Source organism: Jeotgalibaca porci, from assembly GCF_011299095.1.
In the GTDB taxonomy this organism is placed as follows: Bacteria; Bacillota; Bacilli; order Lactobacillales; family Aerococcaceae; genus Jeotgalibaca; species Jeotgalibaca porci.
Genome location: NZ_CP049889.1, coordinates 168,344 through 192,817, shown reverse-complemented (window position 1 = coordinate 192,817; position 24,474 = coordinate 168,344). Strand labels below are relative to the sequence as shown.

The following is a 24,474-nucleotide window of genomic DNA, read 5'->3' as shown; positions in this document are numbered from 1 at the left end:
ATGAGTACACATATTGCAGCAAAACCAGGAGAAATTGCAGAAACAGTCTTATTACCAGGAGATCCATTACGCGCGAAGTATATTGCCGAAACATATTTAGAAGATGTGGTTCAATACAACTCTGTTCGTAATATGTTTGGTTATACCGGAACCTATAAAGGAAAGCGTGTTTCTGTGCAAGGAACAGGGATGGGCTTACCGTCCATTATGATTTATGCCCATGAATTGATTACCGAATATGGTGTTAAAAACTTAATCCGCGTTGGTTCAGCGGGAAGTATTCAAGAAGATGTGCACGTTCGTGACATCGTTTTGGCACAAGGCGCAACTTCAGATTCAAGCGTTGTCGCAAATGTATTCAAAAACCAAGTTAATTTTGCGCCTTTAGCAAGCTTTAACTTACTATACGATGCTTTCAACACTGCCAAAGAACGCGGTTTAAATGTTCATGTTGGAAATGTTTTGTCTTCAGATCGTTTCTACAACGCAGAATTGGATAAGCAAAAATTAGCAGATTACGGTGTCTTGGCGATTGAAATGGAAGCGACAGGACTTTATATGTTGGCTGCCCAACACCAAGTTAATGCGCTTGCTATTTTAACAATCAGTGATCATATTCTGACAGGGGAAGAAACAACTTCTGAAGAACGCGAGCGTACCTTCGACGACATGATGCTTGTAGCATTGGACAGCGTCCTAAAATAAATTTTAAGTATGAAAGTGACTGAAGGAGGTTTCCCAACAAGATGGATCCGAACAAACAAATTAAGAAAAAGAAATTGGGAGTTAAGCTTCCGGTCTATTTTTTGTCTCTTATCCTGGTTGCCACAGTAGCGGCAGGGGTAACGTTCATCTTTACAAAAGGCAATCAATTAAGCTTTGCCAATCGCGGAACGGGCAGTGACGAATCAGAATCAACACAAGTGATTACAGATTTAAATAAGGTTCCCGGATCAAAAAATATTCAAGCAGTTTATGAGATTATTCTATCTAATTACATTGAAGATATTAGTGAAGAAGATTTGATTGAAGGAGCTTTGTCCGGTATGGTCAATGCCATCGATGATCCCTACAGCCAGTACTTGAATATTGAAGAAACGGAAACAATGGATGAAACCATTTCAGCTTCTTTTGAGGGAATTGGCGCTGAAATTATGAGCATGAATGATCAAATTGTTATCGTATCACCAATTAAAGGAGCACCTGCGGAAGCAGCAGGCTTGCTGCCAAATGATATTGTTCTGAAGGCGGATGGTGTTTCTTTAGCAGGGATGACAGCCACTGAGGCAGTTGCCTTGATTCGTGGCGAACGTGGAACGACCGTGACGTTGGAAATTCAACGCGGCTCACAGACGTTAACTGTTGATATCGTTCGTGACACGATTCCGATTGAAACGGTTGCTTACGAACTCTCAGAGGAAAATTCAGAAATCGGTATTGTGTCGGTATTTAGTTTTGCCAGACCGACTTATGATGAAATCGTATCAGCTGTTGAGGATTTGCGAGGACAAGGAGCGAAGAAATTCGTGTTTGACTATCGTCAAAATCCAGGTGGTCTTTTGGATCAATCGTTGAAGATTGGGAATATGTTTGTAGAAGACGGTGCAGTTTTATTACAGACAGAAGAAAAAAATGGCAATCCTTATATTATCAAGGCAAGTGATAAAGAATATGGTGAATTCCAAGTTACTGAACCATCTGTTATGTTAATCGATGAAGGGAGTGCAAGTGCTTCTGAAATCATAGCGGGTATTATGAAAGAAGAAGCGAATGTTCCACTCGTTGGGATGACTACATTTGGTAAGGGAACGGTTCAATCCATTTATCCTTTGACTGAAGACAGTGAGTTAAAACTGACAGTTGCGAAATGGTTAACGCCTGCAGGTAATTGGATACATGGCGAAGGGATTTCACCGGATTATGAGGTTGAGATGCCAGCCTATGCATTCTTGACCATCATCGATTCATCCGCAACGTATGAATTAGGTGCCGTTTCCGAAGCAGTTAAAAATGTCGAGCATATGTTAAGTGCAGTAGGTTACTCCCTTGTAGCAGACGGCTATTATGATTACGATACGAGTGAAGCGATTTATCAGTTCCAATCCGATAACGCGCTAGCACAAACGGGAGAAATGGATGAAGAAACATCCGTTAAATTAGTTTCAGAATTAAGAGCAGCTATTTCTGAAAATGACACCCAACTTAATAAAGCATTAGAGTTACTTGAGAGTATGAGTGATTAGATGAAAAGACCATTTTCTGAAATAGTATGGGAATGGACGAAAGCGCTGGTAGTGGCGATTGGAATGGCGCTGTTTATTCGCTACTTTGTATTGATTCCAGTCCAAGTTGAAGGCGATTCAATGGAACCTGCGCTACAGCCTGCCAGTTATATTTTGTATCACCAATTAACCCCGATTGATCGCTTTGATATTATCCTCTTCCACGATGACTATGGAGAGGTATATATCAAGCGGGTAGTGGGGCTACCGGGTGAAACAGTGGCCTATGAGAATGATCGCTTGTACATCAATGGCGAACTTATTACCGAGCCGTTCTTAAAGCAAGCACGTGAAGAAAATCAAATCTATACAACCGACTTTTCCATAACGGAAGCAGCAGACCAACAAGAAGTACCAGCAGGCCATTATTTTGTATTAGGAGATAATCGCCCCAGAAGTAAGGATAGTCGCATGTTTGGTTTTGTTCCGGAGACTTCAGTAGAGGGAAAAGCACAAGTTGTTATTTACCCGCTGAACCAAATTGCATGGATCAAATAAAAGCGGCCTATCTAAAGGAGAGTATGATATGAATAATAATCAATATAAATCAAGAAACAAAGGCAGCAATTTTATAAAGGAAGTTATAAGTATATTGTTGTCGGTGGTTGTTGCCTATGTATTGTTCATCCTTATCAGAACTTTTCTTTTCTTTCCTTTTGAAGTAGTTGGTAACTCTATGGTACCCACGCTCGAAAGTGGGGATCGTTTAATTCTGAACCGTTTGGGAGAATTGGATCGATTTGATGTAGTGGTGTTTCCCGCTCCAGATACTGATACTGATTCGGATAATGAAGAATATGTAAAGCGTATTATCGGTATTCCCGGAGATGAAATTACCTATTACAAAGATGATTTATTTATTAATGGTCAGTTAGTCGAGGAACATTACTTAGAACCTTTAAAAACGGCGGATAGTGAAAGTCAAGTGACCAATGATTTCTCATTGCTTGACATTCCCGGAAGCACTTCAGCGGTAGTACCGCCAGAAAGTTACTTTGTCTTAGGCGATAATCGTCAAGTTTCTAAAGACAGCCGGATGTTTGGCTTTGTGCCTGAAGATGAGATTGAAGGGACATCGAGTTTACGCATTTGGCCGTTTGATAAGATTGGATTTTTAGAAAAAAATGAATAAGTAAATGGATAGTAAGGAAAAGACCCGGAATCATGACCGTAGATGGTTATGGAGGCCGGGTCTACCTTATTTAATGAAAGAAACAGAATAAACGGAGGAGAAAATATGCATATACAGTGGTTTCCTGGGCATATGGCCAAGGCAAAAAGACAAGCAATAGAAAATAGAAACATGGTTGATATCGTTTTAGAATTAGTGGATTCACGTATTCCTGAATCGAGTCGTAATCCTTTGATGGATGAGATCGTAAACAATAAACCGCGTCTCGTTATTATGAATAAAGCCGACTTAGCAGATCGCTCACGTACAGAAGAATGGTTGACGCATTTTAACCAGAGTGAAAAAAATCAACAAGCGATTGCGATTGATGCGTTTAGTCATTCTGATATTACACGCACGAAGAAAATTATTAAAGAAATGATGGCCGAAAAAATGGCTATCCGGAAGCAAAAAGGGATGAAACCGCGTGCCATCCGTTTAATGGTACTCGGAATTCCGAACGTTGGTAAATCAACATTTATCAACCAAATGATTAAAAAGAACCGGGCTAAAACAGCAAACAAACCTGGTGTGACACAACAGCAACAATGGTTGAAGATTGAAAATGACTTTGAATTATTGGATACTCCTGGTATTTTATGGCATAAATTTGAGGATCAAAAAGTAGGAGTAAAACTGGCTTTGACGGGTGCAATAAAAGACGCACTTTTTCATAAAGACGATATTGCGTTATATGCACTTGATTTCTTCATCCACACGTACCCAGGCCGGATAAAAGAAGCATACCACCTATCTGAAGATATGACCGACAAGACTTATCCAGAATTACTGATGGAATTAACCACGCATCTTAACTTTGGTGATGACTTTGACCGCGCAAGTGAAAAACTGATTTTTGACATCCGTGATGGCAAGTTGGGAGCCTATACACTAGACGAAGTTCCGGTTGAACCAGAAGAAACTAAGGTGTCTGGTAATGAATAAAAGTCGTTCCATTGCTGAAATAAAAGAAGCTTTAGCTACTGTAACTGAACCAAATAATCCACTTTTGGCAGAGTTGCGTCTGGATAGCCGCAAAGGAGTCCAGACGCAATTGAAGAGATGGCAGGCGCAGTACGAAAAAATGCAAAATAGCATCCAACACCATGCGTTGATGTTAACTTACGAGAAAGAGCTGCAAACAGAAGGCTTCCAGATGATTGCGGGTATTGATGAAGTGGGAAGAGGTCCCTTAGCAGGCCCTGTCGTTGCAGCTGCCGTTATTTTACCGGAAGATATGCCGACATTACCGATTAATGACTCAAAAAAATTGTCTAAAAAAGTACGCGAGGAACTCTATGATATCATCATGGAAAAAGCGGACGTCGGAATTGGGATTGTAGACAATCGGGAAATCGATGCGATGAATATTTATCAAGCCACTAAAAAAGCAATGATTACAGCTGTAGAAAATTTAACCGGTAAACCGGACGCGCTCTTAATCGACGCGATGCAGTTAGCCTTACCTCTTAAACAGGTTTCTTTAATCAAAGGGGATGCGAGATCTTACTCTATTGCTGCGGCAAGTATTATAGCCAAAGTATACCGCGACCGTCTTATGGAAGAGTATGCGATTCAATATCCGAACTATGGTTTTGAGAATAATTCGGGTTATGGGACGAAAATTCACCTGGAAGGTTTGGAAGATTGTGGGTATACGCCCATCCATCGTCAGAGTTTTGAACCCATTAAAACGATGGTAAAAAATAAATTTAAATAAAAAAAAGCTTTTCGCTCTTTTTTCTCTATATATATGTAGAGGGAAAGGAGTTTTTTATATGGAAAATGTAATAAAGGAAAAAATGATTGTCTGTTCGTTGTTAAATGTCTTTAGTGTTGAGGAAATGCAAGGTATTCTTATTGCTTTAAGTGATGAACCGGAGGCAAGTCTGGATGCCATCTTACTCAGGAAAGGGATTTGGAAAAATCAGGCCACAGCATTTAAACGGATGGATGCTGTAAAAGAGGCACTAAAAAGAGAGGGACTCGAGCGTAAAAAGGAGCGGCTTAATCAAACGGATACAAAAATTTGTACGATTATCGATGAAGATTATCCGCAGTTATTAAAAGAAATGTATCAACCGCCACTCGTTCTTTATTATCAGGGAGACTGGTCTTTAACAAAGAAGAATATGTTGGGTGTAGTGGGCAGTCGGATTATTTCAGATTATGGTAAAAAAGTTGTGAAGGATATTATTCCTTCCATCGTAACAGCGGGTGTCGTGACCGTAAGCGGACTAGCCAAAGGAATCGATTATGAAGTTCATAAACAAACGCTAGAAACAGGCGGACGGTCTATCGCTATTATTGGGACCGGACTGGATCGTTTTTACCCATCACAAAATCGTGAGCTTCAGAACCAAATGGCAACAGAACACCTTGTTGTGAGTGAATACCCCTTGGGAACGGGACCTCAGAAATTACATTTCCCGATGCGGAACCGGATTATCGCAGGAATGTCGCAAGGTGTCCTAGTAATAGAAGCCAAAGAACGCTCGGGCAGCCTGATAACAGCAAATCTGGCTTTGCAGGAGAATCGAGAAGTCTTTGCTGTACCGGGAAACATTCTAAACCCCGCGTTCAAAGGGACAAATCAGTTGATTCAAGCCGGCGCAAAGGCCGTTTTGTGTTACCCAGACATTGCTTTAGAGATGGATAAAATTTGGAAATAAAAATAAATATTTGACAAAACTCTTATTAATAGCATAAGATGATAAACGATTTCAGGTCGTTCTTACGACCAGTAAGTAATGGAAGGAGTTTTCCTTTGGCATATAAATATTTGGTGATCGTAGAGTCACCTACCAAAGCAAAGACAATCGAAAAATATCTAGGACGGAATTACAAGGTGGTTGCAAGTAAAGGGCACCTGAGAGACTTACCAAAAAGCCGTATGGCGGTAGATTTTGAGAATGACTACCAACCGGACTACATTTCCATTCGCGGGAAAGGCCCGCTTATCAAAGAACTTAAAAAATATGCTAAAGGCGCAGAAAAAATATTTCTCGCATCTGACCCGGATAGAGAAGGGGAAGCAATTGCATGGCATTTAGCTTATTTATTAGGACTCGATCCAAATGACAACATCCGTGTTGTCTACAACGAAGTAACGAAAACAGCCGTTAAAGAGGCTATTAAGAACCCAAGACCTATTAATCTGGATTTAGTTTCATCCCAAACTGCGCGTCGTGTGTTGGACCGTATTGTGGGTTATTCTATTTCACCTATTCTATGGAAGAAAGTTAAAAAAGGATTGAGTGCCGGTCGTGTACAGTCTGTCGCACTGAAATTAATTATAAATCGTGAAGAAGAAATTAATGGGTTTGTTCCGGAAGAGTCTTGGACATTAGATGGAACCTTCCAAAAAGACAAAAAAGTATTTGAAGCTGCTTTCTACGGCTTAAACGATGGGAAGAAACTAAAATTACTGAATGAAGAACAAGCCAAAAATACGTTAGCGAAGCTGTCAGGGAATGAATTTATGGTTGCGGACGTTGAGAAGAAACAACAAAAACGTAATCCTGCGCCACCCTTTACAACATCCAGCTTGCAACAAGATGCAGCTAACAAATTAAACTTCAGAACGCGTAAAACAATGATGGTCGCACAACAGTTATATGAAGGAATACCGCTTGGTAAAGAAGGGTCAGTCGGTCTGATTACTTATATGCGTACGGATTCCAGTCGTGTAGCAGATTCGGCTGTTTCAGAGACGTATGCGTTCATCTTGGATGAGTACGGCAAAGAATACGCACGTACTAAAGCACCAGTTAAAAAAGCGGCTGAAGGATCGCAAGATGCGCATGAGGCAATTCGTCCTTCAAGCGTCTTGCGTAAACCTGTTGATATCGAACAATACTTAACGAAAGATCAATTCAAATTATACCAATTGATTTGGTCACGTTTTGTAGCTAGCCAAATGCAGCCGGCAATTTTTGACACAATGCGTGTAAATTTGGCGAACCAAGACCTAATCTTCCGAGCAAACGGATCAAAAGAAAACTTTGCTGGTTTTAGAAAAGTCTATCAAGATAATAAATCAAAAGATAATATGCTTCCGGACTTAGTAGTCGGTGATACGGTTTATTCGAAAGATATTATTCCGAATCAGCATTTTACACAACCGCCGGCACGCTATTCTGAAGCGACACTCATTAAAGCTCTGGAAGAAAATGGTGTAGGAAGACCTTCTACGTATTCGCCAACCATCGAAACAATCCAACGCCGTTACTATGTTAAGTTGGTAGCGAAACGGTTTGAGCCAACAGAACTGGGAACAATCGTGCATGGTTTAGTTGATACCTATTTCCCACGTATTGTTGACGTGTCCTTTACTGCTGAAATGGAAAAAGATTTGGATGCCATTGAAGAAGGTAAGTTGGAGTGGGTAAAAGTTATCGATGCCTTCTATCGCCCGTTTGAAAAACATCTAAGCATTGCCGAAGCTGAGATGGAAAAAATCGAAATTAAAGATGAACCAGCTGGATTTGACTGTGAGTTATGTGGCAATCCAATGGTTATTAAGATTGGTAAATTTGGGAAGTTTTATGCATGTAGTAATTTCCCTGATTGCCGCAATACGAAAGCAATTGTTAAGAAAATTAACGTTAAATGTCCGCTTTGTAAAGAAGGGGAAGTAATCGAACGAAAATCCAAGAAAAATAGAATTTTCTTTGGGTGTGAACGTTATCCGGACTGCGAATTCGTGTCGTGGGATAAACCGATTGGCCGTGATTGTCCGAAATGTGAGAAATATTTGGTACAGAAAAAAGTTCGTGGTGGGCAGCAAGTGAAATGTAGCAGCTGTGATTACGAAGAAGAAGTTCAAAAATAATCAATGTGAACGGGCCGGGAGCTATTTCCTAGCCCGTTTATTTTGTATCGTTCCGGTGGGTGAACTTTCTAATTTTTTGTTAAAAAGATGGAAAACGGTATCAAAATGGCTGATGTTCGGTTTCTATAATTGAACTAAAGCTGTCCATGTGCTATTTTAGTGTAAGGATTGGAGAGATACCTGTGAAAGATAACGATGCTTTATTAGAATTATTTGTACATTATTTAGCGATAGAGAGACGTTATTCCGATGAGACGGTTAAAGCTTACCTTCAGGACTTGAGAAAGTTCGAAGGTTATTTAAAGCAGACTGGAGAAGGGGATTTTAAGAGCGTCGCGTTGATTGATGTGCGATTGTATTTGAGCTTTCTGGATGAAGAGCAAATGAGTCGGAACAGTATCTCACGCATGTTATCCAGTCTAAGAGGTTTTTATAGTTTTTTATTACGGGAAAATAAGGTGACGGAAAACCCCGTCGCGAGTATTTCCTATAAAAACCGCACCCTGCGCTTGCCGAAATATCTTTACCAGGACGAACTGGATAAGATATTTGATTCCGCACGCGGGGATGAACCGTTGGATTACCGAAATGTCACTTTACTTGAAGTTTTGTATGCAACGGGGATACGTGTCAGTGAATGCAGAAATATTCAAATGTCCGATATCGATATGGCATTGGGTGTGATTTTAATTTTTGGTAAAGGAAATAAAGAGCGCTATGTTCCCTTTGGTCATTTTGCCTTAGAAGCAATTGAAATGTACCTCGAAAAAAGTCGTCTTCCACTCATGACCAAATACAACCAACAACATGATTATCTGTTCGTGAATCGGTTGGGTGAGCCGATTACATCTGGTGGAATTGAATATGTATTAAAGCAAGTCATGAAAAAATCAGGACAAACAGGAACTTTGCATCCACACATGCTCAGACATACCTTTGCAACGGATATGTTAAATGAAGGTGCCGATTTACGGACCGTTCAAGAGCTTTTAGGACATGCCAGCCTATCATCGACCCAAATCTATACTCATGTGACGAAAGATGCCTTACAGAGAAACTATCAAGCCTTTCATCCACGTGCGAAGCGAAAATCAAATGAAACTTAAACGAATGAGATAAAGGAGATTTATTATGACAACAATATGTGCGATTCAACATAACGGGAAATCAGCAATGGCTGGAGACGGTCAAGTAACATTAGGAGAATCCGTTATTATGAAAGGCTCTGCAAAAAAAATTAGACGCATATACAATGATCAAGTCATTGTTGGTTTTGCGGGTGGTGTTGCAGATGCTTTTACATTGGAAGATAAATTCGAAGAGAAGTTAAATCAATATAAAGGGAACTTACTGCGTGCTTCTATTGAAGTTGCCAGAGAATGGCGCGGTGACCGTGCAATGCAGAAACTTGAAGCATTGTTAATTGTTATGGATAAAGACCAGATGTTTTTAGTCTCAGGGAGTGGCGAAGTCATTGAACCGGATGATGGAATCTTAACAATTGGCTCAGGCGGGAATTTCGCCTTGGCTGCTGCTCGTGCACTAAAACGAAATAAAACGGATTTGTCTGCACGTGATATGGCTTACCAAAGTCTAAAAATCGCGTCAGAAATCTGTGTGTATACGAATGATGCCATCATGGTTGAGGAATTTGTTTAAGAAGGAGCAGATGGAATGAATATGAAAATAAATCAGACCCCACGTCAGGTGGTCGCTGAACTTGATAAATATATTATTGGTCAAAATGATGCCAAGAAATCCGTTGCCGTTGCATTACGCAACCGTTATCGTCGGATGCAATTACCGGAAGATATGCAGAAAGAAGTCACACCGAAGAATATTCTGATGATTGGACCGACAGGTGTAGGTAAAACGGAAATTGCCCGTCGTTTGGCTGGTTTAGTCCATGCGCCTTTTGTCAAAGTAGAAGCAACCAAATTTACGGAGGTCGGGTACGTCGGCCGAGATGTTGAATCTATGGTACGTGATTTAGTCGAACATGCCATTTCCTTAGTTGAGAAGGAGAAGCGCAGTGATGTATACAGCCAAGCGTATGCAAAAGCACTCGAACGGATTGCGCAAGTACTAAAACCAGGTGTCATCAAGAAAAAAGCAAACAATCAAAATCCGATGCAAAGCATGTTCCAACAGTTTGGCTTACCAGCGGATATGATGCCAGAAGAGGAAGAAACAGAAGAAGTAACCGCAGAAGTAGCTTCACAACGCCGTGAAATTGTGGAGCAATTGAAAAAAGGTGTTCTGGATAATCGCGAAGTAACGATTAAAGTCGTGGAAAAAAATAGCAGCCCGCTAGGAGCAATGGGGAACAACGATCAAATGATGATGTTGCAATCTGCATTGGATTCCATGACACCGAAGAAGAAAACGAAAAGAACATTGAAAGTGAAAGATGCCATCAAGGTTTTGACGGATGAAGAAACCGATAAATTGATTGACAAAAATGACCTTTCAACGGAAGCATTGAAAATGGCTGAAGAAAACGGCATTATCTTTATCGATGAGATTGATAAAATCACATCCAAATCGGACCAAGGCGGACAAGTATCCCGTGAGGGTGTCCAACGTGATATCCTACCGATTGTTGAGGGCTCTCAAGTATCAACGAAGTATGGAAATATCCAAACGGATCACATTCTTTTTATTGCATCAGGTGCCTTCCACGTTGCCAAGCCAAGTGACTTGATTCCCGAGTTACAAGGGCGTTTCCCGATTAGAGTCGAGCTAGATGATTTGACGGAAGCAGACTTTATCCGCATTTTGACGGAACCAAATAATGCTTTAATTAAACAATACCGTGCTCTTCTGGAGACAGAGGATGTAAAAGTCATCTTCACTAAAGAAGCGATTGAACGCTTGGCGGCAATTGCAGCTCGAGTAAACGAAGAGACCGATAACATTGGTGCGCGCCGTCTGCATACGATTTTAGAGAAGTTACTGGAAGATTTATTGTTTGAGTCACCAGACATGCCAGGACAAGAAATTACAATCACAGCGAATTATGTCGATGAGAAAATCGCACATATTGTTGAGGATCAAGATTTAAGACGTTATATTCTGTGAGGTTGATGGTACATGGATGAAATTTTAGAACGCTTACGAACAATAAATCAGATGCTGCAAAAAGAAGAAGGATTTATCAACCGGGAAAAGATGAGTAATCTACCTTTTCTGGATATGATTGAACGTTTGGCAGCAATCCTAGGCGCGAATACCTATTTGATTGATAAAGACGGCAAGTTGCTAGGATTCAGCGAAGCCATTGATATTAATAATGCCCGGGTGAAACAGATGCTGGCTGATAAGAAATTTCCTTTTGTCTATACTAACGAAATTAATAAAATCAAACAGACAACAGCTAATATTGGCATTGAATCCGATTTAAGTGTTTTTCCGGTCGAGACGCGTGATATTTTCGTCACCGGCTTAACGACCGTAACACCTATCTTTGCAGCTGGAAATCGTTTGGGCAGCTTAATTTTCGCCCGGTTAAACCGTCCGTTTGACAGCGGGGATTTAATCTTGGCCGAACACAGTGCGACGGTAATCGGTGTAGAAGTGTTGCATTTAATGAACCTTCAGACAGAGTTGGCGACACGTGCAGAAACGGCTGTGACAATCGCTTTGCAATCTCTCTCCTACAGTGAGACCGAAGCGATTACAGAAATCTTCTCGCAGGTTGAGGGATTAGAAACACGTATTAATGCGTCACAAATATCAGCAGCGAAAGGTATTACACGCTCTGTGATTGTGAATGCATTAAGAAAATTAGAGTCGGCTCGAATTCTAGAGTCGAAATCTTTAGGAATGAAGGGGACGTATATTAAAGTCCGCTCCGATATTCTCCTGAATCAAATGAAAGACAAGCTGGATATAAAGTGAAAAAAAGTAAGGTCGGGATTTTTTCCCCAACCTTACTTTTTTTACTTTGCTTAAACAAGCAGCTTATTCTTTATTTTTACGTTTGTAGCGCAGACCGAAAGGGACCATACTTTCTGTACCTGCACGGATCCGTCCGATATTTTCACGATGACGGATAATGATATAAGTGGTCAAAGCGATGGTCACGATTGTTAACCAAAAATCACCCATAAACAAGGAGATAACAACAGCACTCAGGCAAGCCGTAATGCTTGAAAAACTCACCATGCTGGAAAAATACAAATAAATTAAGAAACACGTAATCGCAAGTGTAAAGTACAAGGGATTATATGCTAAGATAATACCGGCACTGGTCGCAACTGCTTTTCCGCCTCTAAAACCGGCGAAAATAGGCAATGTATGTCCAAGCGCAGCCAATACTCCGGCAAATAAAGGATGAATAGGTGCTCCCAACCATATAGGCAGCAATGTTGCAATAGAGCCTTTTAAGATATCCATGATTAACACGATAACGCCTGCTTTCGTTCCTAAGACACGAAAAGTGTTCGTCGTTCCCATATTTCCGCTACCGTATTCACGGATATCTGTTTTATAGAAATATTTCCCAATCCATACGCCAGATGGGATGGATCCTAATAAATATGCTAAAAGTATCGCTAATATCGTACTCAAAAATGTCACTCCTAATAATCATATAAATACTTCGTAGCTAGTTTACCACTAAACCCTCGTGTTTCCTATCACGATTTTAGTAAAACCTTGCTACAATAACATTCTTAAGTATTAATTTTTCCAAAATTCTTTTACAATGTTTAAAATATCAAGTATTATGATAGAATGGATGTTCGAATTCCGTACGAAAAAGGAGTTTAACGATGGTAGAAACAAAAAAGAATCAATACAATGATGACGCTATTCAAGTGCTGGAAGGCCTTGAAGCGGTTAGAAAAAGACCAGGTATGTATATCGGGTCTACAGATAGTCGTGGTCTACACCATATGGTTTATGAAATTGTAGACAACGCCGTCGACGAAGCTTTATCTGGTTTCGCTGATGAGATAGTAATCAAACTACATAAAGATCAAAGCGTCACGGTTACGGATAACGGCCGTGGTATGCCAACCGGGATGCACCAAAGTGGTGTTCCGACGATTCAAGTTATTTTTACAGTCTTGCATGCCGGAGGTAAGTTCGGGCAAGAAGGCGGTTATAAAACGTCGGGAGGCTTGCACGGGGTTGGTGCCAGCGTGGTAAACGCGTTATCTGAATTCTTGGAAGTCAGTGTCGTGCGGGATAAAACGCTTTACTCCGTTTCATTTGTAGATGGTGGGAAGCCCAAAGGTAAAATGAAAAAACAAGCCAAGGTCAATAAACCCAACGGCTCTTCAATTCATTTCCTGCCGGATCCAAAAATATTTGGCAGTGCTCATTTAAATTACGATACACTTGCTGAGCGTATGCGTGAATCAGCATTCCTGCTTAAAGGTCTAAAGATTACTATTATCGATGAACGTAACGACAAGAGTGATACCTTTAAGTATGAAGAAGGCATTAAAGAATTTGTTGGTTACTTGAATGAAGAAAAAGACACTTTGAATCCCGTTGCTGCTTTTTCAGCAACAGTTGAAGAAATCGAAGTGGAATTTGCATTTCAGTATAACGATGGCTATTCCGAAACAATTTTGTCCTTTGTCAATAACGTGCGGACGAAAGACGGAGGAACACATGAAGTCGGTGCCAAAACAGGTATGACAAAGGCGTTTAATGAATATGCCCGTAAAGTCGGTCTCCTGAAAGAAAAAGATAAGAATTTAGAAGGTAGCGATGTGCGTGAAGGTCTGACTGCTGTTCTATCCTTGCGGGTGCCTGAAAGCATTTTGCAATTTGAAGGACAAACGAAAGAAAAATTGGGAACACCCCAAGCACGTGCAATCGTTGATAATTTGATTAACGAGCATTTGAGTATCTATTTACTCGAAAATGGTGAAGTAGGTCAAATGTTGGTACGTAAAGCCCTTAAAGCACGCGAAGCACGTGATGCGGCTCGAAAAGCGCGTGAAATGTCGCGGAACGGTAAGAAGCGAAAAGGTGAATTATTACTTTCGGGTAAATTGACGCCAGCGCAAGGGAAAAACGCCAGCAAGAACGAATTATTCTTGGTCGAGGGTGACTCTGCCGGAGGTTCTGCTAAACAAGGTCGCGACCGGAAGTTCCAAGCCATCTTGCCATTACGTGGAAAGGTTATTAATACCGAACGTGCGAACATGCAAGATATCTTGAAAAACGAAGAGATTAGCACCATTATCCACACGGTCGGTGCGGGGGTTGGACCCGATTTCGACGTAAAAGATAGTAGTTACGATAAAGTTATTATCATGACCGATGCGGATACAGACGGTGCTCACATCCAAACGCTCTTATTAACATTCTTTTACCGTTACATGAAACCTTTATTAGAGGAAGGGAAAATCTATTTAGCCCAACCGCCTCTTTACAAAGTTTCGAAGAAATCAGGTAAAAAAGAAATCATTGAATACGCCTGGACAGAAAAAGAACTCGAAGGTGCCGTTAAAAAAGTTGGAAAAGGCTACATTCTTCAACGTTACAAAGGGTTGGGGGAAATGAACGCCAATCAACTATGGGATACAACTATGAATCCTGAAACACGTACTCTTATTCGAGTTGTTATTGATGACAAAGCGACTCTGGAACGCCGTGTGACAACATTAATGGGTAATAAGGTGGAGCCGCGTCGTAAATGGATTGAGAATAACGTCCAATTTTCACTTGAAGATGATAAGAGTATTCTGGAAGAATCTGACGGAACTGCTTCTGATCAAATGAAGAAACATAAGCAAGAAGAACACGCAGCATTAGAGCAGACGAATACAACAAATGACGATGCCGCTCAATTGACATTGAACTTTGAAAGCGAGGAGATTTAATGGCCTTCGAGCAAGATATTAAAGAAATCATGATGGAAGATATTATGGGTGACCGTTTTGGTCGTTACTCTAAATATATTATCCAAGACCGAGCACTTCCTGACATTCGAGACGGGTTGAAACCTGTTCAGCGTCGTATCTTATATGCGATGTATGTCAGCGGAAACACATCAGAAAAACAATTTCGTAAATCAGCTAAAACAGTTGGTAACGTAATCGGGAACTATCACCCACACGGGGATTCAAGTGTTTACGAGGCGATGGTCCGCTTGAGTCAAGAGTGGAAAATGCGTGAACCGCTTATTGAAATGCACGGGAATAACGGGAGTATGGATGGAGATCCGGCAGCGGCGATGCGGTATACAGAAGCACGTCTTGCTAAGATTTCTTCGGAACTCGTGGGTGATATCGATAGTGATACTGTTGACTTTATCCTAAACTTCGATGATACAGATGAAGAACCAATGGTATTGCCTGCACGTTATCCAAACCTTTTAGTAAACGGAACGACAGGTATTTCAGCCGGTTATGCAACGGATATTCCTCCGCATAACTTGGGTGAGGTGATTGATGCAACGGTTCATTTAATTGATAACCCTGAAGCAACAATCAAGCAGTTGATGAAATATGTCAAAGGACCTGACTTTCCGACAGGTGGGATTATCCAAGGGAAAGCCGGACTGGAGAGCGCCTATAAAACAGGACGCGGTAAAGTGGTTGTTCGTTCTGTTACCAAGATTGAATCATTGCGCGGTGGGAAACAGCAAATCATTATTAACGAGATTCCTTATGAAGTAAACAAGGCTTTGCTTGTGAAGCGTATGGATGAGATACGTCTAAATCGTAAGATAGAGGGCATTTCCGAGGTGCGGGATGAAACAGACCGCGAAGGACTTCAAATTGTGGTAGAGCTTAAGAAAGACGCCAATGCAGAAGGTATTTTGAACTATTTGTTCAAAAATACCGATTTGCAAGTCAACTATCACTTTAACATGATTGCGATAGACGAATTAAGACCACAACAAGTTGGATTGGCACAAATTCTCAGTGCCTATATTACCTTCCAACAAGAAGTCATCATCCGCCGCACGCGTTTTAATCTGCGTAAAGCAGAGGCGCGCTTGCATATTGTGGATGCTTTAATTCGGGTAGTATCAATTTTGGATGAAGTTATTGCGTTAATACGGAATAGTTCGGACAAGAAAGATGCCAAAAATAATTTAATGGAAACATACCAGTTTTCTGAAACGCAAGCCGAAGCGATTGTATCTTTACAATTGTATCGCTTGACGAATACAGACATCGTTTCCTTGCAAAATGAAAAACTTGATTTGAATGAACAAGTGGCCTCTTACAACAGTATCTTAAACAATGACATGACGTTACGCATGGTCATGAAGAACGAACTGATGGCAATTAAGAAGAAATACGCAACACCACGCTTATCCAGCCTGGAAGCAGAAATCGAAGAGATTAAAATCGAAACGGAAGTCCTTATTCCGGATGAGGAAGTATTCGTTGTACTGACCCAAGAAGGGTATTACAAACGCACGACCTTCCGCTCCTTTGCAGCCACGGAAGCCAGTGGTTTAGGGTTAAGAGAAGGGGATCAGCCGCTCTTAATCGAAAAAGCCTCGACTTTAGATGCGATTGTAATGTTTACAAATAAAGGCAGCTACTTGCACTTGCCAATTCATGAGCTACCGGAATTGAAGTGGAAAGAGATGGGACACCATATTTCTCAAACCATTCCTTTTGCAGCAGGCGAAGAAATTGTAAATGCACGCATTGTCAAACATGAAGAATCGCTTACGGATAAACAAACAGTCATATTTATCACAAAGGAAGGTATGATTAAGCGGACGCTCTTGTCAGAATATCAGACCTACCGTGGATACAAACGTAAAAAAGCGGTCGCTATCAAGTTGAAGACGGACGATGATATTGTCCAAAACATTCACTTTAGTGATGAAACGGAAAAACAATATGAAGTTCTCTTCATTACCAACGGTGGATTCAGCCTACGTTATCTATTAGAAGAGGTAACGCCGACTGGTATTCGCACAAGCGGCGTGAAAGCGATCAACTTGAGAGCCGATGACTATGTAGTAGGGGCAACAATCTTTGAAGTAGATGATGACAAACATCCTCTTTTGATTATGACCCAAAGAGGGAATGCGAAGCGTTTCAGAACAGGTGAGATTTCCCGTCTGGGTAGAGCGAAGCGCGGACTCATGTTAATCAAAGAGCTAAAAACAAATCCGCACCGAATTGTGTATATGGATTCAAATCCAGACAGCCAAGACTTGTACACCATTAAGACGACACGTGGGAAAGTAAAAGAACTGATCAGCAAAAATGTTCCCTTTACACCACGCTATACGAATGGCACGTCTATCCTTGTTGAGAGCGAAGATGGACACATTCATGCTATCAAGAAGTTGTATCCCATTTCACAATTGGATGCAGAAAGCTAACTGTATCGATACAATTGAAACAGCCTCCATCTGTTATATAATACAGATGGAGGCTGTTTTTATTTTTAAAGATAAATAATGAATTAAGTGATTAATAATATTTATCTTTAAGAACGTTGATTTATAAGGGTGCGTATCGGTTTTTTAGAAGTTGAAACATAAAAATAACAAAATGCATGAAAAACATTGCACAAACTGTAAAACGTGTTATAATGAATTTGTTAAAGGTGTTACATAATTCACAAATTAAAAAAACAGGTATTTATTAGGAGGATTTTAGTTATGGAACAATGGCAAGGTTTCAAAGGCAAGACTTGGAAAACAGAAGTTGACGTTCGCGATTTTATCCAACAAAACTACTCAGCGTATGAAGGCGATGCAGAATTCTTGGAAGGACCAACTGAAGCAACAAACGAACTTTGGGCTCAAGTAATGGACTTAACGAAACAAGAAATGGAAGCTGGCGGCGTACTTGATATGGATACGAAAGTCGTATCAACAATCACATCCCATGATGCAGGTTATTTGAATAAAGACAAAGAACAAATTGTTGGTTTCCAAACAGAAAAACCTTTCAAACGTTCATTGCAACCATTTGGCGGAATCCGTATGAGTGAGCAATCAGCAGAAGCTTACGGTTACGAAATCGATCCTGAAGTTTCCCATATTTTCCGTGACTACAGAAAAACACATAACCAAGGTGTATTTGACGTTTATACGCCAGAAATGCGTAACGCACGTTCAAACAAAATCATCACTGGTTTACCAGACGCATACGGACGTGGCCGGATTATCGGAGATTACCGTCGTGTTGCATTATACGGTGTCGATTTCCTAATGCAAGAAAAATTAAAAGACTTCGCAGTTCTTGGTAACGGCACAATGTCAGAAGATATTATCCGTTTACGTGAAGAAATGAGCGAGCAATATCGCGCATTGAAAGACTTGAAAGAATTAGGAAACATCTACGGATTTGATATTTCTAAACCAGCTACAACAGCTAAAGAAGCATTCCAATGGCTATACCTTGGTTACTTGGCTGCTGTTAAACAACAAAACGGTGCAGCAATGTCCCTAGGTCGTGTTTCTACATTCTTGGATGTTTATATCCAACGTGATTTAGAAAACGGTACGTTAACAGAAAAAGAAGCACAAGAAATCGTTGATCACTTTGTAATGAAACTACGTTTGGTTAAATTTGCTCGTACACCAGATTACAACGAACTATTCTCTGGAGACCCAACATGGGTAACAGAAGCAATCGGTGGTATGGGTGAAGACGGCCGTACGCTCGTAACTAAGAGCTCATTCCGTTTCCTACAAACATTGAAAAACATGGGAACTGCTCCTGAGCCAAACTTGACAGTACTATGGTCAACACGCTTGCCTGAAGGCTTCAAACGTTTCTGTGCACACATTTCCATCGTTACAAGCTCAATCCAATACGAAAACGATGATGTAATGCGTCCAGAGTGGGGCGATGACTACGGAATCGCTTGTTGTGTATCTGCAATGCGTATCGGTAAACAAATGCAATTCTTCGGAGCGCGTGCGAACTTGGCTAAATCATTGTTGTATGCAATCAACGGTGGTGTGGACGAAGTTACAAGAAAACAAGTTGGTCCTAAATACCAACCAATTACTTCTGAGTACTTAGACTATGACGAAGTAATGGAAAAATTCGATATGATGAACGAATGGGTTGCTGGTATGTATATCAACATCCTGAACGTTATCCACTATATGCATGATAAATACAGTTATGAAGATTTAGAAATGGCACTACATGATACAAATGTTATGCGTACAATGGCAACAGGTATTGCTGGCTTCTCTGTAACAATCGACTCTCTTTCAGCGATTAAACACGCAAAAGTTAAAGTAATCCGCGACGAACACGGAATTGCAGTAGACTTTGAAATCGAAGGCGATTATCCAAAATACGGTAATAACGATGACCGTGCGGATGAAATTGGAGTCTGGTTGTTGAAAGACTTCATGAGTAAAGTTAAAAAACACAAAACTTACCGTGATGCAAAACATACAACATCAATCCTAACAATTACTTCAAACGTTGTTTACGGTAAGAGTACGGGTGCTACACCAGACGGGCGTAAAGCAGGCGTACCATTCGCTCCAGGTGCTAACCCACAACATGGTCGCGATACACATGGTGCTTTAGCAAGTCTTTCTTCAGTAGCGAAGATTCCATACCGTTACTCATTAGATGGTATCTCAAACACATTCTCAATCGTACCAAAAGCTTTGGGACGTGAAGATGAAGTGCAAGAAGAAAACCTATCAAACATGTTAGACGGTTATGTACGTAAAGGTGGTCACCACTTGAACGTTAACGTATTCAACCGTGAAACACTTATGGATGCAATGGAGCACCCAGAGAACTACCCACAATTGACAATCCGTGTATCTGGATACGCAGTTAACTTTGTGAAATTGACGCGCGAACAACAAATGGATGTTATCAGCCGTACAATGCACGAAAGCATGTAATACTATTCGAATGCGGAGGCCCTGCCTCCGTTTTCGACCAAAGGGAATGAGACACGCTCTTTCCTTTTGGTCGGAAAATCACAAGAAATCGTGGAGGAGAAATGACTTATGACTAACCCAATGACAGGTTTTGTACACTCAACTGAGAGTTTTGGTTCCGTGGATGGACCTGGTATTCGTTTTATTGTATTTATGCAGGGGTGTCGTATGCGTTGCGAATTCTGTCATAACCCTGATACCTGGAATATTGGTGGCGGAAATGAAATGACAACAGACGAAGTTCTGGACATGGCTCTTCAATATCGCGAGTTCTGGGGAGAAAAGGGTGGGATTACCGTCAGCGGTGGTGAACCCTTACTTCAAATTGATTTTATTATTGAACTATTTACTAAAGCGAAAGCACTCGGTGTGAATACAGCCTTAGATACGTGTGGGCAACCTTTTACACGTGATGAGCCGTTTTTTGGAAGATTCGAAGCGTTAATGGAAGTAACTGATCTTATTCTGATGGATATTAAGCATATTGATGACCTTGGCCATAAGAAATTAACGATGTGGTCCAATAAGAGTATTTTGGAAATGACAGAATACTTATCTGAAATTGGAAAACCAGCTTGGATCCGTCACGTATTAGTACCGGAACGATCTGATTATGATGAATACCTAATCCGCCTGGGCGACTACATTGCAACCTTGAAGAATGTTCAAAAAGTCGAAATTCTGCCGTATCATAAGATGGGTGTCTACAAGTACGAAGCATTGGGAATTCCGTATAAATTAGAAGGTATCGAGTCGCCGACACACGAACGCGTTATGAATGCGCGTAAATTATTGCGCTGCGATGAATACAACGGTTATTTAAACGTTTAATCAGTGATAAAAAAGGAAAAAGGCGAAATTTCGTTGCCCTTTTCCTTTTTTTTTAATATCATACATACATATAGATAGATGAAAGAGGGTCAATTATGGAAAAATTATTAGTTTTTGGTCATCAAAATCCGGACACAGATGCGATTACATCTGCAATATCATTTGCTCACTACTTGAATGAAAGTGGCGTTGAAGCTGAGGCTGTTGCATTCGAAGGACCAAGTGAAGAAACAGCATTTGCTTTGAATCATTTTAACTGGGAAGCACCGCGTGTTGTAAATACGGTGTCGAATGAAGTTTCAGCAGTAGCGTTGGTAGACCATAACGAATTCCAACAAAGTGCAACGGATATTACAAACGTTGAGATTAAATACGTTATTGATCACCACCGTATCTCTAACTTCGAAACTGCGAACCCATTATACTACCGCAGTGAACCGGTTGGTTGTACTAACACGGTTATCTACAAAATGTATCAAGAAAAAGGAATCGAAATTCCAGCACAAATTGCTGGTTTGATGCTTTCTGCTATTATTTCTGATACTTTGTTATTCAAATCTCCTACCTGTACGCCGGAAGATGTTGCTGTAGCTAAAGAATTGGCTGCTATTGCAGATGTTGATGTGGCTGAGTATGGTATGGATATGTTGAAAGCTGGGACGAACCTTGATAGTAAATCAAGCGAAGAATTACTGGATTTGGATGCGAAGTCATTCCCAATGGGTGATAAGTCCGTCCGCATTGGTCAAGTAAATACAGTCGATATTCAAGATGTCCTAAAACGTCAAGAAGAGTTAGTAAGCTTAATGACAGCAGAAAATGCAGCAGAGAATTATGATTTATTTGTTTTGATGATTACGAACATCGTTGAGAGCGACTCAACGCTTCTTGTTGTTGGAAATGGCGCAGACAAAGCTGAGACAGCATTTAATGTTACGTTCGAAAATCAAACAGCATTCCTAGAAGGTGTTGTTTCACGTAAAAAACAAATCGTCCCACAATTAACTGAGGCATACACGAAATAATTAACTGACTAAATAGAGAATAAGGGAAACCTGATTCTCTATTTTTTTAGATTCCGGAGTGATGACAATGGCAAAAAAGAAGATCAACAAAACAAATGCCATGCGGATGGTAGAACAGGCTAAAATTCCGTATAAGATTCATGAATATGCATGGAGTGAAAATCATTTGGATGCAAAGAGCGCGGTCAAAAATGGCGAAGTCCCTCTCGAGAGAGTATTCAAAACCTTGGTAGTAGTAGGAAACGTAACCGGGCCGATTGTCGTATGTATTCCAGCGACCGCTGAAATTAACTTTAAGTTATTAGCAAACGCCAGTGGAAATAAGCGGACTGAATTACTGCCGTTGGAAGAATTAGAGAAAACGACGGGTTACATTCGTGGCGGCACTTCTCCAATTGGAATGAAAAAACAGTATCCAACTTTTCTGGCACAAGAGGCTCAAGCGTTAGAGACGGTTATTGTTTCTGCGGGTAGAAGAGGGCTGCAAGTCGAACTGAAACCAACCGATTTGCAAGCCTTAACTCAAGCTAAATTTATCGCTGTGACAATGAAATCACATTCTTTTTAAGAAGTATGAATAAAAGTATTCCAAATTCGAATTAATGTGATATACTATTATTTAGTAAGTGAAAGGAGAGACGTTTATTTTGAAATTCGGGGTATTATCCGATATCCACATTGACATAAATGAGCGTAAACTTGCTCCGGGCCAATCCTATGATTCGTTGTTGGCAGAATACCTGTATCATAACGAAATCGATGTCTTACTGCTTGCAGGGGACATTAGCTCTGATTACAGAGAGTCACTCGCCTTTCTTGATAAAATGAAGAATCATCGTGTTTCTAAGATTCTCTTTGTACCAGGAAATCATGATTATTGGTCCATTCGAAATAAAGAGACCGATACGAACAAAATCAATCTCTTATTCAATGAACGCGAGGAATCACTCGTCGCAAATCCTTTTATTGTGAATGATACGTATGCTGTCGTAGGTAATCCTGGCTGGTATGATTATGGTTTTGCAAGTAACAAGTATACAGAAGAGGAGTTTGAAGCTAAGAAACTCCGGGTAGGTGGTTGGAATGACCGCTTGTACGTTCATTGGGGAAAGTCTGATCGAGACGTTTCCCGGGAAATGTTGGCTCAGATAGAAAAGGATATGGAAAAAGTGGCCGATAAACGCGTCGTCTTAATGACACATGTCGTGACGCATCCACAATTTATTGTCCCTCTCCCACATCGTGTCTATGATTATTACAACGCATTTTTGGGAAGTCGCAGCTATATGACGCTGTACGACAAATACCCCATAACAAAAAGCGTAATGGGACACGTTCACTTTAGGAAAACACTAGTAGAAGATGCTATCACTTATTATTGTGCCTGTTTAGGAAATGGGCGTCATTGGTATACAGATGATCCGGTATCAGAACTAGCTTATACAATAGAAACATTTACACTATAAATTTTAGAGAGAAGGATTAGTATGACAGAAAAAGATTGGAAATTAGGCAAAGTAGTTCTAAACGTTAAAGATTTAGAAAAAATGAGTGAGTTCTACCAAAAAGTTATTGGTTTAACTGTTCTCGATTCACATTCAGAAAATGTAGTATTAGGAATCGAAGCAACAAAAACACCGTTGGTAGAGTTGGTTAAAGTGGATCCGCAAGGACAGAAAACATTGACAGCGGGTCTGTTCCACTTGGCACTTCTATTACCAACAAGACAAGATTTGGGAGAGTATTTATACTACTTGCTCCTAAATAAATTCCCTCTTGGTGGTGCAAGCGACCACGGTTACAGTGAAGCACTGTACTTTAACGACCCAGAAGGAAATGGAATTGAAATCTATGTCGATAAGCCAAAATCTGTTTGGGACCGTCGTGAAGATGGCCGTATCGAAGGTATTACCATTCAAATGGATGCAGAGGGTGTTCTAGGAACTGTTGAGAAGCCATTTGCGGGTATGCCAGTAGGAACAATCATGGGTCACGTCCACTTGACTGTCCATGATTTACAAGGAACAGAAGACTTCTATACAACGTTAATACCATTAGGATTAAAATCTGATTACTCAGGACAAGCGAAATTCTTTGCTTCAGGAGACTATCACCACCACCTAGGTTCAAATACATGGGCAGGTAAAGAATTACCAGCACCTATAGCGGGTCAGTTGGGTATGGCTTATTACGAATGGATAGTGCCAAGCGAAGCGGAACTGACTGCTTTAGTTGAGCGATTGGATGAAAAGAATTACCCATACACGCAAGAAAACGGCACTGTTATCGTAAAAGACAACAGCGGCATTGAAATGCGCGTAGTAGTTGGTTAGACTCTCACATTATGAAAGAAGCGCGGATATTACAGTCCCGCTTCTTTTTTTTGTTCGTTATCAAGGAAAGCTCTTTTGTCTGAAATCACTTGTATTTATGCTATACTCAATTCAAATGAACAGATG

Annotated in this window: 21 protein-coding genes; 20 read left to right on the top strand and 1 reads right to left on the bottom strand. The window is 40.6% G+C overall.

Annotated elements, in window-relative coordinates:
* The 12 genes from deoD (at position 1) to codY (ending at position 12,187) form a co-directional block, all read left to right on the top strand.
* The gene (gene deoD / locus G7058_RS01090) at positions 1 to 705 is read left to right on the top strand and encodes a purine-nucleoside phosphorylase (RefSeq protein WP_166061818.1); all 705 of its coding nucleotides are present in this window, start codon (positions 1 to 3) and stop codon (positions 703 to 705) included.
* Between the two features lie 41 nt (positions 706 to 746).
* Positions 747 to 2,243 carry a S41 family peptidase gene (locus G7058_RS01085; protein ID WP_166061816.1) on the top strand — a complete coding sequence of 499 codons (1,497 nt, stop codon included), beginning with the start codon at positions 747 to 749 and terminating at the stop codon, positions 2,241 to 2,243.
* Entirely contained in the window at positions 2,244 to 2,780 is a 537-nt protein-coding gene (gene lepB / locus G7058_RS01080; protein ID WP_166061815.1) for a signal peptidase I, read from the top strand.
* Positions 2,781 to 2,808: 28 nt separating this feature from the next.
* Positions 2,809 to 3,414 carry a signal peptidase I gene (gene lepB, locus G7058_RS01075; protein ID WP_166061814.1) on the top strand — a complete coding sequence of 202 codons (606 nt, stop codon included), beginning with the start codon at positions 2,809 to 2,811 and terminating at the stop codon, positions 3,412 to 3,414.
* 105 nt (positions 3,415 to 3,519) lie between these two features.
* On the top strand, positions 3,520 to 4,398 hold the full coding sequence (gene ylqF, locus G7058_RS01070; RefSeq protein ID WP_166061813.1) for a ribosome biogenesis GTPase YlqF: 879 nt from the start codon (positions 3,520 to 3,522) through the stop codon (positions 4,396 to 4,398).
* On the top strand, positions 4,391 to 5,173 hold the full coding sequence (locus G7058_RS01065; protein ID WP_166061812.1) for a ribonuclease HII: 783 nt from the start codon (positions 4,391 to 4,393) through the stop codon (positions 5,171 to 5,173). The genes ylqF and G7058_RS01065 overlap by 8 nt, the downstream gene beginning before the upstream one ends.
* 58 nt (positions 5,174 to 5,231) lie before the next feature.
* The gene (gene dprA / locus G7058_RS01060; protein WP_227004463.1) at positions 5,232 to 6,125 is read left to right on the top strand and encodes a DNA-processing protein DprA; all 894 of its coding nucleotides are present in this window, start codon (positions 5,232 to 5,234) and stop codon (positions 6,123 to 6,125) included.
* 95 nt (positions 6,126 to 6,220) lie between these two features.
* Complete coding sequence (topA, locus tag G7058_RS01055) at positions 6,221 to 8,287, top strand: type I DNA topoisomerase (protein ID WP_166061811.1); 2,067 nt, start codon at positions 6,221 to 6,223, stop codon at positions 8,285 to 8,287.
* Between the two features lie 182 nt (positions 8,288 to 8,469).
* Positions 8,470 to 9,393, top strand: a complete 924-nt coding sequence (gene xerC / locus G7058_RS01050) for a tyrosine recombinase XerC (protein ID WP_227004462.1) — start codon at positions 8,470 to 8,472, stop codon at positions 9,391 to 9,393.
* Positions 9,394 to 9,418: 25 nt separating this feature from the next.
* Complete coding sequence (gene hslV / locus G7058_RS01045) at positions 9,419 to 9,946, top strand: HslVU peptidase proteolytic subunit (protein WP_166061809.1); 528 nt, start codon at positions 9,419 to 9,421, stop codon at positions 9,944 to 9,946.
* Positions 9,947 to 9,961: 15 nt separating this feature from the next.
* Positions 9,962 to 11,368, top strand: coding sequence for an ATP-dependent protease ATPase subunit HslU (gene hslU, locus G7058_RS01040; protein WP_166061808.1), 1,407 nt, complete (start codon positions 9,962 to 9,964; stop codon positions 11,366 to 11,368).
* 12 nt (positions 11,369 to 11,380) lie between these two features.
* Positions 11,381 to 12,187: a GTP-sensing pleiotropic transcriptional regulator CodY gene (gene codY / locus G7058_RS01035; RefSeq protein ID WP_166061807.1), complete on the top strand. Its 807-nt coding sequence runs from the start codon at positions 11,381 to 11,383 to the stop codon at positions 12,185 to 12,187.
* 63 nt (positions 12,188 to 12,250) lie between these two features.
* Here the strand turns inward: codY and plsY are convergent, their stop codons facing one another.
* Entirely contained in the window at positions 12,251 to 12,859 is a 609-nt protein-coding gene (plsY, locus tag G7058_RS01030; RefSeq protein WP_166061806.1) for a glycerol-3-phosphate 1-O-acyltransferase PlsY, read from the bottom strand.
* A gap of 203 nt (positions 12,860 to 13,062) precedes the next feature.
* Here plsY and parE point away from each other — a divergent pair, with 203 nt between their 5' ends.
* The 8 genes from parE (at position 13,063) to G7058_RS00990 (ending at position 24,348) form a co-directional block, all read left to right on the top strand.
* Positions 13,063 to 15,132 carry a DNA topoisomerase IV subunit B gene (parE, locus tag G7058_RS01025; protein ID WP_166061805.1) on the top strand — a complete coding sequence of 690 codons (2,070 nt, stop codon included), beginning with the start codon at positions 13,063 to 13,065 and terminating at the stop codon, positions 15,130 to 15,132.
* Positions 15,132 to 17,609, top strand: a complete 2,478-nt coding sequence (gene parC / locus G7058_RS01020; protein ID WP_166061804.1) for a DNA topoisomerase IV subunit A — start codon at positions 15,132 to 15,134, stop codon at positions 17,607 to 17,609. The genes parE and parC overlap by 1 nt, the downstream gene beginning before the upstream one ends.
* A 282-nt stretch (positions 17,610 to 17,891) precedes the next feature.
* On the top strand, positions 17,892 to 20,120 hold the full coding sequence (gene pflB, locus G7058_RS01015; protein WP_166061803.1) for a formate C-acetyltransferase: 2,229 nt from the start codon (positions 17,892 to 17,894) through the stop codon (positions 20,118 to 20,120).
* Between the two features lie 108 nt (positions 20,121 to 20,228).
* Complete coding sequence (pflA, locus tag G7058_RS01010) at positions 20,229 to 20,990, top strand: pyruvate formate-lyase-activating protein (RefSeq protein ID WP_166061802.1); 762 nt, start codon at positions 20,229 to 20,231, stop codon at positions 20,988 to 20,990.
* 95 nt (positions 20,991 to 21,085) lie between these two features.
* Positions 21,086 to 22,015, top strand: a complete 930-nt coding sequence (locus G7058_RS01005; protein WP_166061801.1) for a manganese-dependent inorganic pyrophosphatase — start codon at positions 21,086 to 21,088, stop codon at positions 22,013 to 22,015.
* 67 nt (positions 22,016 to 22,082) lie between these two features.
* A complete protein-coding gene (gene ybaK / locus G7058_RS01000) occupies positions 22,083 to 22,583 on the top strand; it encodes a Cys-tRNA(Pro) deacylase (protein ID WP_166061800.1) in 501 nt (166 codons plus the stop codon).
* 79 nt (positions 22,584 to 22,662) lie between these two features.
* Entirely contained in the window at positions 22,663 to 23,481 is an 819-nt protein-coding gene (locus tag G7058_RS00995) for a metallophosphoesterase (RefSeq protein ID WP_166061799.1), read from the top strand.
* 21 nt (positions 23,482 to 23,502) lie between these two features.
* The gene (locus G7058_RS00990) at positions 23,503 to 24,348 is read left to right on the top strand and encodes a VOC family protein (protein WP_166061798.1); all 846 of its coding nucleotides are present in this window, start codon (positions 23,503 to 23,505) and stop codon (positions 24,346 to 24,348) included.
* The last annotated feature ends 126 nt before the right edge of the window (positions 24,349 to 24,474 follow it).

Bases quoted from the DNA above. Each gene is read 5' to 3' on its own strand.
- dprA (WP_227004463.1), top strand. From the start codon at position 5,232: ATGGAAAATGTAATAAAGGAAAAAATGATTGTCTGTTCGTTGTTAAAT.
- G7058_RS01065 (WP_166061812.1), top strand. From the start codon at position 4,391: ATGAATAAAAGTCGTTCCATTGCTGAAATAAAAGAAGCTTTAGCTACT.
- pflB (WP_166061803.1), top strand. From the start codon at position 17,892: ATGGAACAATGGCAAGGTTTCAAAGGCAAGACTTGGAAAACAGAAGTT.
- ylqF (WP_166061813.1), top strand. From the start codon at position 3,520: ATGCATATACAGTGGTTTCCTGGGCATATGGCCAAGGCAAAAAGACAA.
- codY (WP_166061807.1), top strand. From the start codon at position 11,381: ATGGATGAAATTTTAGAACGCTTACGAACAATAAATCAGATGCTGCAA.
- deoD (WP_166061818.1), top strand. From the start codon at position 1: ATGAGTACACATATTGCAGCAAAACCAGGAGAAATTGCAGAAACAGTC.
- lepB (WP_166061815.1), top strand. From the start codon at position 2,244: ATGAAAAGACCATTTTCTGAAATAGTATGGGAATGGACGAAAGCGCTG.
- G7058_RS00990 (WP_166061798.1), top strand. From the start codon at position 23,503: ATGACAGAAAAAGATTGGAAATTAGGCAAAGTAGTTCTAAACGTTAAA.
- pflA (WP_166061802.1), top strand. From the start codon at position 20,229: ATGACTAACCCAATGACAGGTTTTGTACACTCAACTGAGAGTTTTGGT.
- hslV (WP_166061809.1), top strand. From the start codon at position 9,419: ATGACAACAATATGTGCGATTCAACATAACGGGAAATCAGCAATGGCT.
- G7058_RS01005 (WP_166061801.1), top strand. From the start codon at position 21,086: ATGGAAAAATTATTAGTTTTTGGTCATCAAAATCCGGACACAGATGCG.
- G7058_RS01085 (WP_166061816.1), top strand. From the start codon at position 747: ATGGATCCGAACAAACAAATTAAGAAAAAGAAATTGGGAGTTAAGCTT.
- parC (WP_166061804.1), top strand. From the start codon at position 15,132: ATGGCCTTCGAGCAAGATATTAAAGAAATCATGATGGAAGATATTATG.
- parE (WP_166061805.1), top strand. From the start codon at position 13,063: ATGGTAGAAACAAAAAAGAATCAATACAATGATGACGCTATTCAAGTG.
- hslU (WP_166061808.1), top strand. From the start codon at position 9,962: ATGAATATGAAAATAAATCAGACCCCACGTCAGGTGGTCGCTGAACTT.
- ybaK (WP_166061800.1), top strand. From the start codon at position 22,083: ATGGCAAAAAAGAAGATCAACAAAACAAATGCCATGCGGATGGTAGAA.
- lepB (WP_166061814.1), top strand. From the start codon at position 2,809: ATGAATAATAATCAATATAAATCAAGAAACAAAGGCAGCAATTTTATA.